The organism is Shewanella sp. WE21, assembly GCF_002966515.1.
Taxonomy (GTDB): Bacteria; Pseudomonadota; Gammaproteobacteria; order Enterobacterales; family Shewanellaceae; genus Shewanella; species Shewanella oncorhynchi.
This window is the reverse complement of record NZ_CP023019.1, coordinates 744,402-759,001: the sequence shown is the minus strand read 5'-3', so window position 1 is coordinate 759,001 and position 14,600 is coordinate 744,402. Positions and strand designations below refer to the sequence as shown.

The window sequence follows — 14,600 nt, the reverse complement described above, 5'->3', positions numbered from 1 at the left end:
CACATGAATTTGCCAATCTGCAATTATTTTGCCTTGGCCGTGAACAGTTTGCGGCCGATGACAATTATTGCTGTAACGCCTAGTGAGCCTAAGATCAATCCGAGTGCTAGGCTCACATTTTGCAGTGCTGTTGGGTCAATAACCAGTGCGATACCCATACCCAACATCATCACGCCTGACATAAGTTTCAGGGTTTGGCCTTCTTTTTCGGTCAACTTACGTTTGCCTAAGGTCGCACTGAAAACGATAACAATAATAGCCAGCGGGATCACATATACAATATTGTATAAAACCAGATACATATAGCGTTCAATGTCTGGCAGATTGTGCATAGATAGCACACTGGTGTAGATCATTGGGAAGCCTGCGGTGCAAAGTAATTCATAGGCGTTGGCAAGGATAGCTAATACGGTAGAACCTATGAGTAACGCGCCTAAGTTACTGGAATTGGATAGTTTCCCCATGCGTTTTATTAGACTCGTACGATTTTCTGCCGACATCGATAGTGTCACTTCTCCCTTAGTAAAGAAGTAATCTTTGATATTGATGGCTCCTGCGATCAAAGCTAAACAACCCGCCGCTAAAATGATCATACCGCCATCACTGCCTGCCCCCAGCAGTTGGAAGATGTTTAGCCATGCCGTCATAAACAAGAAATAGATAAAGCCGGAGAAGAATACGAAAATCCCGCCGACGAGTAACATGCGGCTGCGACTCTTGGCATTAACCATTATCGACAGTAAAAATAGCAACACAAAGAAGGCACAAGGGTTAAAAGCATCGACACCTGCGAGCACTAAGGTGAGTAACGGCAGAGACATAGTCTCAGGTGTCACTACTCCCACTAAAGGTAATTCAACGGGTTGAACTTCTGGCTCTGCAACGGGCTCGCTTAAGCTGGTGGCATCACAGGTGCCTTCGCCAGTATCCGTGCCACAAGTGCCAAAGAGCGGTGCATCTGTTTGAGCGCTTGTGGTTGTGCTGGTGGCTCCTTTGGTGGGGAGGTCAGCGTCGCTCAGTTTACCGCCAAGGGATAAATAACAATTCTTCAGTCGATTGACTAAAAACTCACCCGTTACCGCTTCACTTGAATATCCCACAATGGCCTTTTCACAACTTGCCATATAGGGTACTGAGCGTGCTTCAGTACTGGTTTTGGAGGCAATATTTTGCCAAATATCCTGTACGCCGGGATCTGACACTCTATGGGATTCGAGTTCTATCCAAGGGTATTTTTGCGGTAATGAATCAATGAACGGATGGGCCTCTGCACAGTGCGGACAGGTTTTTGACCAAAAGAAATACAGCTTAATTTTGAGTTCACCCTGAGCATTCACATAATGCCACGTTCGATCCGCTGAGCTTGAGGGTGTTGTCTCGGCCCAGCTCGGGATAGAAAAGGCAAAGAGGAATAATAGCGAGCAAAAGAGAGATAATTTCGATAGATATTTTGTCATAGCGCCTCCCACAGAGAGTGGGTTTAAGTATCGTCAAACGGTTCGATTATCTCTTACTCTACTTAAATCAATCATTTTGATTAAATTAGATATTAAGAAGTGTTAGTTAACTCGCGAATAATAATTTTTTGGGAACTGAAACCAGTTTATCTCCCTGTGAAATGGTGTGATGCACACTCACTCTCAGCTTGAGCTGTTATTGGCTAATAAAGAATAAAGCACCCGAGGGTGCTCTATTTCTGACGTTATCAACAGGTGTCGATGATGGGTTATGGTCGGCCTAACGTTACGCCATTTACGCTAAGTTTCACGTCGATATTATTGCGCGTGGCGTTCGAGTACGGACAAACTTGATGTGCATGACGCACTAGGGCTTCTGCGGCTTCTTGCGGTAAATCTAAGCTGACTTCTAAGGCAACCGCTAATGCAAAACCACCGGCGTCATTGGCACCAATCCCAACAACTGCACTGACTGGCGCTTCGGTAATATCCACTTTGCCGATTTTTGCGACGTGCAGAATGGCGTTTGAGAAACAGGCGGCATAACCTGCGGCAAACAGTTGTTCAGGATTCGTGGCGAGACCGCTACCGCCCATGGCTTTTGGATAGGCTAAAGCGACATCCAGTAAACCATCATCAGTGCTGACTTGACCTTGACGACCCGCTTTTGCTGTGGCACGTGTTTCATAAAGTGTTTTCATAGTATTAGACCTTTTAAGATTAAGGATTAAGTAAATTTATTTAAATTGTGCGCAATTCAGTTGTGATAAACTATAATTCGATCTTTGGTGTGAATGCAAGTATATTGTGCGCAATATATTTAATTTGTCGGATCTTCCTATGGCAACAACTGAACCCAACACCCGTGTTAATACTGTCGATATGGCAGAAAATACCAGCACAGAGAATACCAGCACAGAGAATGCCTTATGTCTTGAGAATCAAGTGTGCTTTTCACTTTATAGTGCTGCAAATGCTATGGTGCGTGCCTATCGCCCTTTGTTGGACAAATTAGATCTAACCTATCCGCAGTACTTAGTCATGCTAGTGCTATGGGAAGAGCAGGGGATTAGTGTCAAAACCTTAGGCGATAAACTTTTCCTCGATTCAGGCACGTTAACGCCATTGCTGAAGCGGCTAGAATCTAAAGGATTAGTGACTCGCGGGCGTAGCGAGCAGGATGAACGCGTGAGAGTGCTGGCCTTAACGCCAGCGGGGCTTGCCCTCAAAACACAGGCAAGTGAAATTCCCCATTTGATGCGTTGCAAAGTCGGCGGCGAGGCGAGCGAACTAAAAGCCTTAAAGACTATGTGCGATCAAGCACTTAAGCAATTACATGCCAGTATTGATTAAACTCTTATCGTCGAGATTTGATCTAAGATTAACTTATTGACATATTAACGCTTATTAGCGGTTCGACTGAGTGCAATGGGTTGTATGCTTGAAGCTCAGCGGGTCAGTCGTCTATTGAAGGTTAGCGAGAGTAAGTTATGGCCTGTTTCGATGTAGCCATTATTGGCGGTGGGATCAGCGGTGTCGGCATTGCCCAATATGCGGCAGCAGCGGGCTATTCCACCTTGCTGATTGAAAAGGGCGAAATTGGCGGCCAAACCTCAGCGAATTCCAGCAAGCTTATCCACGGTGGTTTACGCTATTTAGAAACCGGACAAATTAATTTAGTCCGTAAGTCATTGCTTGAAAGGCGACATTTACTCAATCTTGCGCCATCACTTGTTAAAGCTGTGTCCTTTTATATTCCCGTGTACGACAACAGTCAGCGCAGTCCTTGGACCATTCGCGCAGGACTGAGTATGTATGCACTGCTGAGTGAATTTGATCCTTTAGGCCAATTTGTGTCAGTACCTGCTGTGCATTGGCATCGTTTCAAGGGATTAAAACTCTCTGGATTAAAAGCCGTATTTCAGTACTGGGATGCGCAGACCGACGATAAATTGCTCACTCAAGCGGTGGCGCGCAGCGCGCAGGCACTGGGCGCGGAAGTCTATGCCGAGGCTGAATTTCTTGAGCTGGAACATAAGCGCGAGGCTTGTGAGTTGAGTTTTAGCCACAGGGGCGAAATCCATAAAGCCGAGGCGAAGCTTGTGATTAATGCTGCAGGTCCTTGGGTTAATGCTGTTTTAAGCAAAGTCTTGCCCCCACTTGCGGGTGTTGAACTCGATTGGGTGCAAGGCGCCCATGTGCTACTGGATATTCCTGCGCCAGATGGCATCTTGTATTTAGAGTCTTGCTTCGATAAGCGGGTCATATTTGTGATGCCTTGGTATGGGCAAACCTTGGTTGGCACCACAGAAACTGAATTAACCTCTTTAGATAAGCCGCCTGAGGCGACCGAATCTGAAATTAATTATCTGCTGGGGATCTACAAACATTATTTCCCACTAACGCCTGATATTGATGAGCTTAAGGCTTTAATTACCCAAACCTTCTGCGGTATTCGGGTTTTACCTAAGCAAAATAGCCAAGCCTTTGAGCGACCGCGGGATACCTTGATGAAAACATCGATTTCCCATCCGCGAATACTCAGTTTATATGGCGGTAAGTTAACGACGTTTCGCAGTACCTCAGCCGAAGTGCTTGAATGGATTGAAAAGGCCATAGGTAAGCGGCAGTCTATTGCTGATGTTGATAAACTCACCCTATCTTGAGTGCGCCGTGAATTATGCACTTGATGCTGATTTGAATATGCTTCAAGGTGATTTTTACCTGTAAAACCGCTACAGTGTGGCGCTTTTTTACTGATATCTAGGATCTGCCGTGAATGCTGCTATTGTAAATACCGCCAAGCAATGTGGTTATTTTAACCAAGGTCAGTGCCTTTCTTGCCGGCATATACAACAGCCTATGGTGCAGCAAGTGGCGGTTAAGACTCAAACTTTACAGCAACTACTCGCGCCTTTTATCCCAGCTAATTTGCCCGATATATTTCAGCCGCCGGTAATTGGCGAGGACAGCGGCTTTCGTAATAAAGCTAAAATGGTAGCCTTAGGCGCCGCCCATGCGCCTGTGTTGGGGATTGTGGGCCCAAGTGGCGAGGCGGTAGATCTTTGCGACTGCCTTTTATATCCATCTGATATGCAAGATTTATTACATCGCTTAACACGCTTTGTGCAGCAGGCTGGACTTCCTCCTTATCGGGTAGATAGAGCCAAGGGTGAACTTAAATTTATTCTGCTGACCCGCAGTCAAGTGCGTGGTGAATATCTACTGCGGTTTGTACTGCGGTCCACCAATAGTATCGAACGTATCGAACGTGAATTACCTGCATTATTAGCTGAATATCCGCAAATAAAAGTGGTGTCAGTCAATATCCAACCGGTTCATATGGCAATACTTGAGGGTGATGAAGAGATTTTCTTAACTGAGAATACTAGGCTTGAAGAACGTTTTAATCATGTGCCTTTGTTCATTCGGCCTAAAAGTTTTTTCCAAACTAATCCACACGTTGCGGCTCAGTTATATCAAACTGCCCGTGAATGGGTTGCCGAGTTTTCACCTCATTCGTTATGGGATCTCTTCTGTGGTGTAGGCGGTTTCGGACTGCACTGTGCATCCAATGACATTACCCTCACAGGGATTGAAATTGAAGCTGAAGCGATTGCCTGCGCGCAAATGTCAGCGCAGATGATGGGGCTCGAAAACGTGCAATTTATGGCGCTCGATTCCACCGACTTTGCTAAGGGTAAAAGCGCTGCCGATAAGCCGGATTTGATCATAGTTAATCCGCCGAGGCGCGGTATTGGCGAGGCGCTATGTCAGTCTTTAAGCGAGTTTGCCCCTAAGGCGATTCTCTATTCAAGCTGTAATCCCAAAACCTTAGCGAAAGATCTCGAACATATTCAAGGCTATCACTTAACCAAAGTGCAGCTATTTGATTTATTCCCCCACACGGATCACTTCGAAGTACTAGTCATGTTGGTGAAGGATTAATTTTTTAGCTCATCAATTTATCACTAAGCATTTGTGTTCACTCGCTTTACGACTCTTGAAGTCCGCTCAAACAATCATAAGGACTCTACCATGTAGAGTCTTTGCAATACTTTTATCTGCGCTGCTCGCGTGAAACTTCATCAAAGTGTCTTTTTAGTGGCATAATCTTCAGCACTTTATGCATTGATGGGCGGCGATTTATGCTACAGATTTTCCTACGCTTTTTTACCTTGGGCTTGATGAGTTTTGGCGGACCTGCGGCGCACATTGGTTATTTTCGCCAGACCTTCGTAAATGAACTCGGTTGGCTCGATGATAAGTGTTACGCCAGTCTGGTTGCCTTAAGCCAATTTATGCCGGGGCCAGGGTCGAGCCAAGTGGGCTTCGCCATTGGTTATCAAAGAGGCGGGCTTGTTGGCGCGCTTGCTGCTTTTGCCGGTTTTACACTACCTTCCTTTATTTTGATGTACTTACTGGCGGTAACAACGTCGGCCTGGCTCGCCAATCATTATGTTCAAGGGATGATTTATGGGCTTAAGTTAATGGCCGTCGTTGTGGTTGCCGATGCCGTTCTCGCCATGTTTAAACAGTTCTGCCAACGCAAATCCGCACGCCTATTAATGTTAGTCAGTGCTGCGGCAATTTTGATTGCGCCATCTATGTTGACGCAAATCCTCTTGTTACTCGGCGCCGCCACTATCGGCATCTATAAATTGAGTGCGAGCCAAGATGACACAGTAGCGCTGGCACCGATTCGATTGAATTACTTCTATTTGTTGCTCTTTTTCGTGTTGCTCATCGGCAGTTTTTTTATCGTGGATTTAGGATCTGAAGCTTGGATCTTCGGTGAGTTTTATCGCGTAGGGAGCTTAGTATTTGGTGGTGGTCATGTTGTGCTACCTCTGCTAGAAACTGCGGTGGGTGATACCATAGGTGGCGATCGTTTTCTGACAGGTTATGCCTTTGCCCAAGCAGTGCCAGGACCTATGTTTACCTTTGCGACCTTTTTAGGCGCTGAAGTGATGTTAGATAAGCCCTTCATGGGAGCTTGCATCGCAACCGCAGCCATTTTCTTACCCGGTTTTTTACTCATGCTGGTGGGGTTGAAAAGTTGGCATGCGATTGCCGCAAGACCAAAAATTGCTGGCGCGATAGCGGGAGTGAATGCCTGTGTTGTTGGCTTACTTGCCGCAGCACTTTATCAACCCGTGTTTTCTCAGGCGGTATTCTCAGGTAAAGATATGGCCTTGGTATTGCTCGGTTTTGGTGCATTAAAGTTATTTAAACCACCTATGCTACAACTGGTATTAGGCTTTAGTGTATGTGGTGTGCTGCTTAATATGCTTTGAACTGAGTCGTTATTAATCGAATGTTTATTGAGCAAGATTAAGATTTTGTTACTTTAAGCGCATAGAAATACAACAATCTTAGCTATACTCCGAAGATACAAGTTGTAATCCTTTGGAGCATTCAAGTATGTCTAAGTTGAGTTTGCGCAATAAATTATTATTGCTGTCGCTGTTTCCTTTGATCCTCGCATTATTGGTGTTGATGTCGGTTTCTTATTATGTTGAGCAAGATGCGCTTGCCGATGAGGTGGTTACCTTTAGATCTAAGCTCGTCGGTGAACGTAAACAACAAATCAAAGAAGCTACCGAAATTGCCGCTGGTATAGTGAATTACCAATTATCGTTAAAAGAACAAGGGAATGTGAATCAAGCGCTAAGAGACATACGTTTTGGCAGTGCGGGTTATTTCTTCATGTATGACTCTCAAGGGAAAAATATTTTTCATGCCCTCATACCGAGTTTAGAAGGGCAAAATAAAATGGATATGACAGATCCTCGCGGCACTAAAATTATCGTCGGTCTGCTCGATGCCGCTAAACGTGGCGATGGTAGTTTTTCCTATTACTATCAAAAACCTAATACTAATGAACAGATTGAAAAAATCAGTTACGCCATGATGATCCCTGGTACTGACTGGATGTTAGGTACTGGGGCATATATCGATGATATTGAAGCTGTTGTTGAAGATTATCGCGAGACAGTGACTGAGCAAATGGCAGAAAAATCCTTCGCGATTTTGCTGATAGCGCTTTTCCTTACGGGTATTACTGGCTTTATCATTATGATTGCCGCCCACCGTATGGTCGTGCCAATCAAGAATATGGCCGATAACTTAAATGATATTGCTAAGGGCGAAGGGGATTTAACCAAACGACTTACCGTAAAAGGTGAAGACGAAATTGCCCAACTTGGGCGCTCCTTTAACCTCTTTGTCGATAAACTTCAGCATATTATCGGCGATGTTGCGACTGCGACGGCAAAAGTAAAAACGGCAGCCAATGCGATTCATGATCAAACTAAAGTCATGTCGAGCCAGTTGGTGAGTCATAACAATGAAACCGATCAGGTGGTGACTGCAATCACTGAGATGTCCTCCACTGCGAACGAAGTGGCTAAGAATACTACTCAAGTAGCCGAAGCGACTCACGCTGCTACTGGTGATGTGGCAAATGCTCAGCGCTGTGTTGATGCTTCGCTTGAGGAGATTGCGTCTTTAATGTCGCAAATCAACAATGCGGCAGGCAGTATAAAATCACTCAGCGAGCAATCGCAGAAGATCAACAGCGTGCTTTCTGTCATTGGCGGTATTGCCGAGCAAACTAACCTATTGGCATTGAACGCCGCCATCGAAGCGGCCCGTGCTGGTGAACAGGGTCGTGGATTTGCTGTGGTCGCCGACGAGGTGCGTAATTTAGCCAGTCGAACTCAAGCCAGCACGTTAGAAATCAACGAGATGTTATCGGCACTGCATAAGCTAGTGACCCAAGCCGTGAAAGCCATGGAAGAGAGTCAGCAAAGCTGTGTACGTTCGGTGGATTCTTCTCGTACGATTTCCGATAGTTTAGGCTCAGTCACTTCAGCGGTAACGGCGATTAATGATATGAGTACCCAAATTGCGGCCGCGGCGACAGAGCAAAGCTCAGTAACCGAAGAAATTAACCGTAACGTGTATGCCATCCAAGAGATTGTAAACGAGTTACTTCATTCCAGCGAAGATGCCGCTAGGATCAGTATGACAGTCTCGGAAGAAGGCATTAACTTGGGCAAGTTAGTGGGCCAGTTTAAGATTTAGTGGGACAGTTTAAGATTTAATTGCAGCAATCTTGATTAAAAACGGGAGACTTAAAGTCTCCCGTTTTTATTTGGCTTATTTACCTTTTTGAAGAGCACTTAATCCATCTACTTTAGCCAATCCAGCCTAGTTAGTTCATTCTAATCAATTTTCTCGGCAACCCGCTCAACCCTTACTGAGCAGACCTTATATTCTGGGATAAAAGCGACAGGATCGAGCGCATTGATGGTGAGTTTATTCGCCGCCGCTTCAACAAAATGGAAGGGCAGGAATAGTACGCCAGCTTGGGCTCTTTTCGTCACAAAGGCGTCGATTTCAATTTCACCGCGACGGGTTGTGAGTTTGATTTTATCGCCATTGCCTATGCCGAGTTGCTCGGCGTCATAGACTGAAATCATTACCTTAGGCGAGCCGAGTAAGTCGAGTCCGGCCGTTTTACGGGTTAAGGTGCCTGTGTGGAACTGTTCCAGTAAACGTCCGGTCGAGAGGGTGAGCGGGTACTCACTGCAGGGCATTTCTGCGGGTAAGCGATAACTCACTGGCGTGAACTTACCTAAGCCGCGGGTGAATTGCCCTTGGTGCATAATGGGAGTGCCAGGATGAGCTTCATCTGGGCAAGGCCATTGAATACCTTGGGGAATTTTACCGTCAACTCCAGTGCTTAATCGCTGCCAAGTAATGCCGCGATATTGTGGTGTCAACTGATTGATTTCCTGCCAAATCGCTTCTTCATTAGGGTAATCCCAAGCGGCACCCATCGCATTGGCAATGGCTTGGACAATTTGCCAATCGGGCAGGGCTTCACCCGGCGGTAGCAGGGCCTGTTCGAGTCGCTGCACTCGTCGTTCAGTATTAGTGAAATGACCGCGTTTTTCGACAAAGGCTGCGGCGGGCAGAACCACGTTGGCAAGCTCGGCGGTTTCGGTGAGGAAGATGTCCTGCACCACTAAAAAGTCGATTGCATTAAGCGCCCTAAGCACATGGGCTTGATCTGGGTCGCTTAATACGGGGTTTTCGCCCATCACATATAAAGCCTTGATTTTCCCTTTGGAAATATCATGCATCATATGGGTTGCGGTTACGCCAATTTCTCCCGATAACGGCGTTTGCCAATGTGCCTCGAAACGCATTCTGGCGTGAATGTCGGTGACTTTTTGATAACCACTGAAGAAGTTAGGCAGTGCGCCCATGTCACAGGCACCTTGCACATTACTTTGTCCCCGCAGTGGATTAATCCCCGCTCCTTCAACTCCAATATTGCCGCACAGAAGTTGTAGATTAGATATGGCGGTGACATTGTCGTGTCCCGTCGTGTGCTGGGTAATGCCCATGGCATAGTAGACTGCGGTTTTGTCGGCCGTTCCTATGGTTTGGGCGATGCGGGCGATATCTTCGGCTTTAACGCCTGTTATTAAGGCTGCATTCTTTAGGCTGTAATCTACTTTTTTTAGTTCAGCATAGAGAGCATCCACGCCTTCGGTGCGTGCGGCAATGTAGCTTTTATCCTGCCAGTCGTTGCGGATAATTTCCGCCATAATCGCATTGAGTAGCATGACGTCTGTGCCGGGTCTGTGGGCGACATAAAGCTGTGCACTGTCGGCAATGGCGACACGTTTAGGGTCGGCCACCATTAATCTTGCGCCATGCAAAGCCACGGCTTGCTTAATTTTCGAGGCGATGATCGGGTGAGCACTGCTGGTGTCTGAGCCTATGATAAAAATCACATCCGATGCTTGAATGCTCGGAATGTCATTGGTCATGGCACCACTACCGATACTTTGCTGTAGCCCAGTGACTGTGGATGAATGGCACAGACGGGCGCAATGGTCGATGTTATTGGTGCCGAGTATGCTTCTGACAAATTTTTGCAGGAGGAAGTTTTCTTCATTGGTGGCTTTTGCCGAGGCCAAACTTGCCAGTGCATTGCTGCCATGTTGCTGTTTTATTCGCTGTAAATTTTCGGCCACATAGGCGATGGCTTCAGGCCAACTACTTGGCGTGAGCTGGCCATTTTTACGAATGAGTGGCGTGGTGAGGCGTTTTTCACTGTGAATAAAATCGAAACCAAACCGGCCTTTCACACACAACATGCCTTGGTTTACCACAGACTCTTTATTGCCCTCGATATGACGGATCTGATTCGTGCTGGTATCGATTTTAAGGTCAAGCCGACAGCCTACGCCGCAATAGGTACAAATCGTTGATGCGGTTTTGAGTGGCATTTCATCGCCTTGGCGTTTATCCCGCGCATCGACGAGTGCACCCGTTGGGCAAACCTGCACACAGTTGCCGCATTGCACACATTTGCTGTCGGCCATGCTGGCGTTAAAGCCGACTCTCGGTGCTCGGCGCGTGGTGGTTTCACTTATGTCTTGCGGCAGCGCTTGATAAGAATCATGGGCAAATTGAATCGCACAATGGCCACTCTGCAACTGGCACACATCGACGCACTTACCACAGCTAATACAACGATTTGCATCAAATTGAATGAACGGACTCGATTTATCGACCGAAAACTTGCGCGCGCTTTGAGTGCTGAGTGACTTAGGCTCGACATGGTAGTCAGTCGCATAGTCCCTTAATTTACAATCCGTATTAGCTTGGCAGGCGCATTCAAGGCAGCGCGCGGCTTCTTGCATGGCGGTATCGGGGGCAAAGCCCAGCTCGACTTCGCCGTAATTGAGTAAACGCTGCACCGCGTTCAATTCGGGCATGGTTAAACGGGCTTTACGTGCGACATAGGGGTAGAGTTCGGTAGTTGGCAAGCCTTGTTTTATTGTGTTACCGACTGCTTTTGATGAATTAAATTCAGTGGCATGCAGCTCACAGCTTAGGCCTTGTTTGAGTAATTTATCTATGGCGATGGCGGCTTTATGGCCATCACCTATGGCGGCGACTGCGGTAGCAGGGCCGCGGCGTGCATCCCCCACCACGAAGAGTTTTTCAACCCCTGATGACATAGTGTGCTCGCAGCCAATAAAGGTATTCCAGCGGCTGAGAGCGAGTTCACCATTACTTAAGTGGCTCGCGGGATCTTGCATAAAACTCATATCGGGAGTTTGTGATACTGCGGCTATCACAGTATCAAAATCTTGGGTAAAGGTTTCACCAGTATCAACGGGAGCGCGTCTGCCAGAGGCATCGGCTTCGCCGAGTGCCATCTTAGCGAAGGTGACAGAATGTACTCTACCTTGCGCATCGCTATGGTTTTCAAGCGGATTGGTTAAAAAATGAAACTTCACCCCTTCGACTTCGGCCTCGTGTACCTCGTAAGCTTCGGCGGGCATTTCTGCGCGGGTACGACGGTAAATTAGGGTGACATCACAGCCTTCACGCACCGCTGTGCGGGCGCAATCAATAGCGGTATTGCCACCACCAATGACGGCGACTTTCTTACCTAAAATAAGTGTCTTTTCGAGACAATGATCTTTTAAGTAATCGACACCTAAGTAGCAACCTGCGAGTGTGCTACCTGGATAATCCATTGGCACAGCTTTTTGGGCGCCAATGGCAAGACAAACGGCATCGAAATCTTCAACTAATTGATTTAAATGTATCTCGTGACCGAGACGCGTTTCTGTGTATATGGTTAAGCCATTGCGGCACAGGAGTGCGATCTCCTTGTCTAGTATCGCCTTAGGTAAGCGATATTCAGGAATGCCATAGCGCAGCCAGCCACCCGCCTGTGGCATAGATTCGAATATCTCAACGCTATGGCCTTGGTTTGATAAGTAATATCCGGCACTTAACCCTGCTGGACCCGCACCGATAATCGCGACTTTTTTGCCCGTGTCGGTTTGGCGTGGCGGCACATAACTCATGCCCCCATTTTCGCCATCAGCTAAGTCGAGATCGGCGGCGTGGCGTTTTAATTGACGTATGGCAATGGGCTCATCGACCAGCCCGCGGCGACATTGTGCTTCACAAAAAGCAGGGCAGACACGGCCAATGGAGAGTGGCAGCGGCAAAGTTTGTTTAATGACTTTAACGGCTTCAGTATGGTTGCCTTGGGCTATGTGATACAGGTAACTCTGCACATCGACGCCCGCGGGGCATGCTTGTTGGCAGGGGGCTTCGCAATCGGCAAAATGATCGCTCAAGATCTCAGTCAGCGATTGTTTGCGTTTTTGACTTAAGAATTCAGACTGAGTTATGACTCGCATGCCGACTGTGGCGGACGTTTCACAGGCGCGTACGCAGCGCAAACTGGCGTCAGAATTCTCAATCTGGACGACACACAAATTGCAGGCTTGCTTGTCTGCATGCTCGTGAACGCCTAATTGCTGCGAGGCTGCGCTGGGATCACATAAGCTGGGTATTGCTATGCCAGCAGCATGCGCCACTTGCAGTAGGTTATCGGTCGGATTAACCGACAACACTTGGTCATCAATTCGAAGTTCTATCATCCCATGGCCTTTTTATATGTAGGGTGCTTAGCTGCTATAGCGCGGGGCTGCAGGCTTAGGTTGTTTCGAGTATACCTAGACAGCTTTAGAAGACGCTTATGGGCGAGTGAAGTTTGCTGCAAAATTGCAGCTTGAATCACAAACCCGCCCAGATTGTGCGCTGGTGAATGTTTGTTCTGATTTAGTCGTGATGGGGTTGGCGTTATCAGGCCTTTTTAGTTGTGTTTCCTTTGATATTATGGGGATTTTTTAGGCAGGAGAGCGCTTGTGTGTCAGCCATTGGCCTCGCGCATAGCACTATCTTGGCTAAATTCTTGGCTAAATTTAAGTAAGATCACAGTCTTAACTCATTGCTTTTTGTTAGTCTCGGCTTTAGTGCTGTGGTCTTTTAGCTTGGAAAATAATCCTTGTTATCCCATTTAATGAACAGTGCACCCCTAGGTTTACCAGTCTGGTTAGGTTAAAATGCGCGGTTGCAAATACTGTTAATCACCGCCCCTTTTAGTGGAAGATCAATTAAAGCGGCCAAATAAAGAAAGTTGAAAACTCATGTTTGAAGTTAATCCAGTAAAATTCAAAATTAAGGAGCTTGCCGAGCGCACGGAGCTTCTTAGGGGGTATCTTTGACTACGATGCCAAAAATGAGCGTCTAGAAGAAGTTACTCGTGAGCTTGAAAGTTCAGAAGTGTGGAACGACCCAGAGCGCGCCCAAGCCTTAGGCAAAGAGCGTGCCAGCCTAGAAGCTGTGGTCAAAACCATAGACGATATGGACTCAGGTCTTGAAGATGTTGAAGGCTTACTCGAGCTGGCTATTGAAGAGGAAGACGAAGATACCTTCAATGAAACCAGTAAAGAGCTGGATTATCTCGAAAGCCGCCTTGCCGATCTTGAATTCCGTCGTATGTTCTCCGGCCCGCAAGATGCGTCAAACTGTTATTTAGACATTCAGTCTGGTAGTGGTGGTACCGAAGCCCAAGATTGGGCCAACATGGTGCTGCGTATGTACCTACGTTGGGGCGAAGCCCATGGCTTTAGCCCTGAGTTGATGGAAGTGACCGATGGTGACGTGGCCGGTATTAAAGGCGCGACCATTAAGTTTACTGGCGAATATGCGTTCGGTTGGTTACGCACTGAGACTGGCGTGCACCGTTTAGTACGTAAGTCGCCATTCGATTCATCGGGTCGTCGTCATACGTCATTCTGCTCTGTGTTCGTTTATCCAGAAATCGATGACGATATCACGATTGATATCAACCCATCGGATCTGCGTATTGACACTTATCGCGCATCTGGCGCGGGTGGTCAGCACGTTAACAAAACGGAATCGGCGATTCGTATTACCCACTTACCGACGAATACCGTCGTGCAGTGCCAGAACGACCGTTCACAGCATAAAAATAAAGATGCTGCGATGAAGCAGCTGAAAGCAAAACTGTTTGAGTTAGAAATGCTCAAGCAAAATGCCGACAAACAGGCCGCAGAAGACGCTAAGTCTGATATCGGCTGGGGCAGTCAAATTCGCTCTTATGTATTAGACGATGCCCGCATTAAAGACTTACGCACAGGCGTTGAAACCCGCAATACTCAAGCGGTACTCGATGGCGATCTGGATAAGTTTATCGAAGCCAGTTTGAAATCTGGGCTGTAA

Annotated in this window: 9 protein-coding genes; 6 read left to right on the top strand and 3 right to left on the bottom strand. The window is 47.0% G+C overall.

Annotation, left to right across the window (positions count from 1 at the left end):
* Positions 1–23 precede the first annotated feature (23 nt).
* Both CKQ84_RS03160 and CKQ84_RS03155 read right to left on the bottom strand, forming a co-directional pair.
* Entirely contained in the window at positions 24–1,457 is a 1,434-nt protein-coding gene (locus CKQ84_RS03160; protein WP_105250068.1) for a cytochrome C biosynthesis protein, read from the bottom strand.
* 269 nt (positions 1,458–1,726) lie between these two features.
* Positions 1,727–2,158: an organic hydroperoxide resistance protein gene (locus CKQ84_RS03155; RefSeq protein ID WP_105250067.1), complete on the bottom strand. Its 432-nt coding sequence runs from the start codon at positions 2,156–2,158 to the stop codon at positions 1,727–1,729.
* 139 nt (positions 2,159–2,297) lie between these two features.
* On the opposite strand from CKQ84_RS03155, the gene CKQ84_RS03150 reads away from it, so the two are divergent.
* The 5 genes from CKQ84_RS03150 to CKQ84_RS03130 all read left to right on the top strand — a co-directional run bounded on the left by CKQ84_RS03150 (position 2,298) and on the right by CKQ84_RS03130 (position 8,546).
* Positions 2,298–2,810, top strand: coding sequence for a MarR family winged helix-turn-helix transcriptional regulator (locus CKQ84_RS03150; protein ID WP_105250066.1), 513 nt, complete (start codon positions 2,298–2,300; stop codon positions 2,808–2,810).
* A 137-nt stretch (positions 2,811–2,947) separates the two neighbouring features.
* A complete protein-coding gene (locus tag CKQ84_RS03145) occupies positions 2,948–4,123 on the top strand; it encodes a glycerol-3-phosphate dehydrogenase/oxidase (RefSeq protein ID WP_105250065.1) in 1,176 nt (391 codons plus the stop codon).
* Positions 4,124–4,232: 109 nt separating this feature from the next.
* Positions 4,233–5,405, top strand: coding sequence for a 23S rRNA (uracil(747)-C(5))-methyltransferase RlmC (gene rlmC / locus CKQ84_RS03140; protein WP_105250064.1), 1,173 nt, complete (start codon positions 4,233–4,235; stop codon positions 5,403–5,405).
* Positions 5,406–5,605: 200 nt separating this feature from the next.
* Positions 5,606–6,754, top strand: a complete 1,149-nt coding sequence (gene chrA / locus CKQ84_RS03135) for a chromate efflux transporter (protein ID WP_105250063.1) — start codon at positions 5,606–5,608, stop codon at positions 6,752–6,754.
* A 127-nt stretch (positions 6,755–6,881) separates the two neighbouring features.
* Positions 6,882–8,546: a methyl-accepting chemotaxis protein gene (locus CKQ84_RS03130; protein ID WP_105250062.1), complete on the top strand. Its 1,665-nt coding sequence runs from the start codon at positions 6,882–6,884 to the stop codon at positions 8,544–8,546.
* A 140-nt stretch (positions 8,547–8,686) separates the two neighbouring features.
* Here the strand turns inward: CKQ84_RS03130 and fdhF are convergent, their stop codons facing one another.
* Positions 8,687–12,952 (bottom strand): formate dehydrogenase subunit alpha, encoded by a 4,266-nt coding sequence (gene fdhF, locus CKQ84_RS03125; RefSeq protein WP_105250061.1) that lies wholly within the window; start codon positions 12,950–12,952, stop codon positions 8,687–8,689.
* Between the two features lie 549 nt (positions 12,953–13,501).
* Here fdhF and prfB point away from each other — a divergent pair.
* Positions 13,502–14,600, top strand: a protein-coding gene (gene prfB / locus CKQ84_RS03120) for a peptide chain release factor 2 (protein ID WP_168824900.1) whose coding sequence is annotated in 2 segments (ribosomal slippage) — positions 13,502–13,576 and positions 13,578–14,600 — 1,098 coding nt in all. Because the reading frame shifts where the segments join, the coding sequence is not laid out codon by codon here.

Excerpts from the sequence above, each read along its gene's own strand:
- CKQ84_RS03160 (WP_105250068.1), bottom strand. The coding sequence starts at position 1,457 with ATGACAAAATATCTATCGAAATTATCTCTCTTTTGCTCGCTATTATTC.
- chrA (WP_105250063.1), top strand. The coding sequence starts at position 5,606 with ATGCTACAGATTTTCCTACGCTTTTTTACCTTGGGCTTGATGAGTTTT.
- fdhF (WP_105250061.1), bottom strand. The coding sequence starts at position 12,952 with ATGATAGAACTTCGAATTGATGACCAAGTGTTGTCGGTTAATCCGACC.
- CKQ84_RS03150 (WP_105250066.1), top strand. The coding sequence starts at position 2,298 with ATGGCAACAACTGAACCCAACACCCGTGTTAATACTGTCGATATGGCA.
- CKQ84_RS03145 (WP_105250065.1), top strand. The coding sequence starts at position 2,948 with ATGGCCTGTTTCGATGTAGCCATTATTGGCGGTGGGATCAGCGGTGTC.
- CKQ84_RS03155 (WP_105250067.1), bottom strand. The coding sequence starts at position 2,158 with ATGAAAACACTTTATGAAACACGTGCCACAGCAAAAGCGGGTCGTCAA.
- CKQ84_RS03130 (WP_105250062.1), top strand. The coding sequence starts at position 6,882 with ATGTCTAAGTTGAGTTTGCGCAATAAATTATTATTGCTGTCGCTGTTT.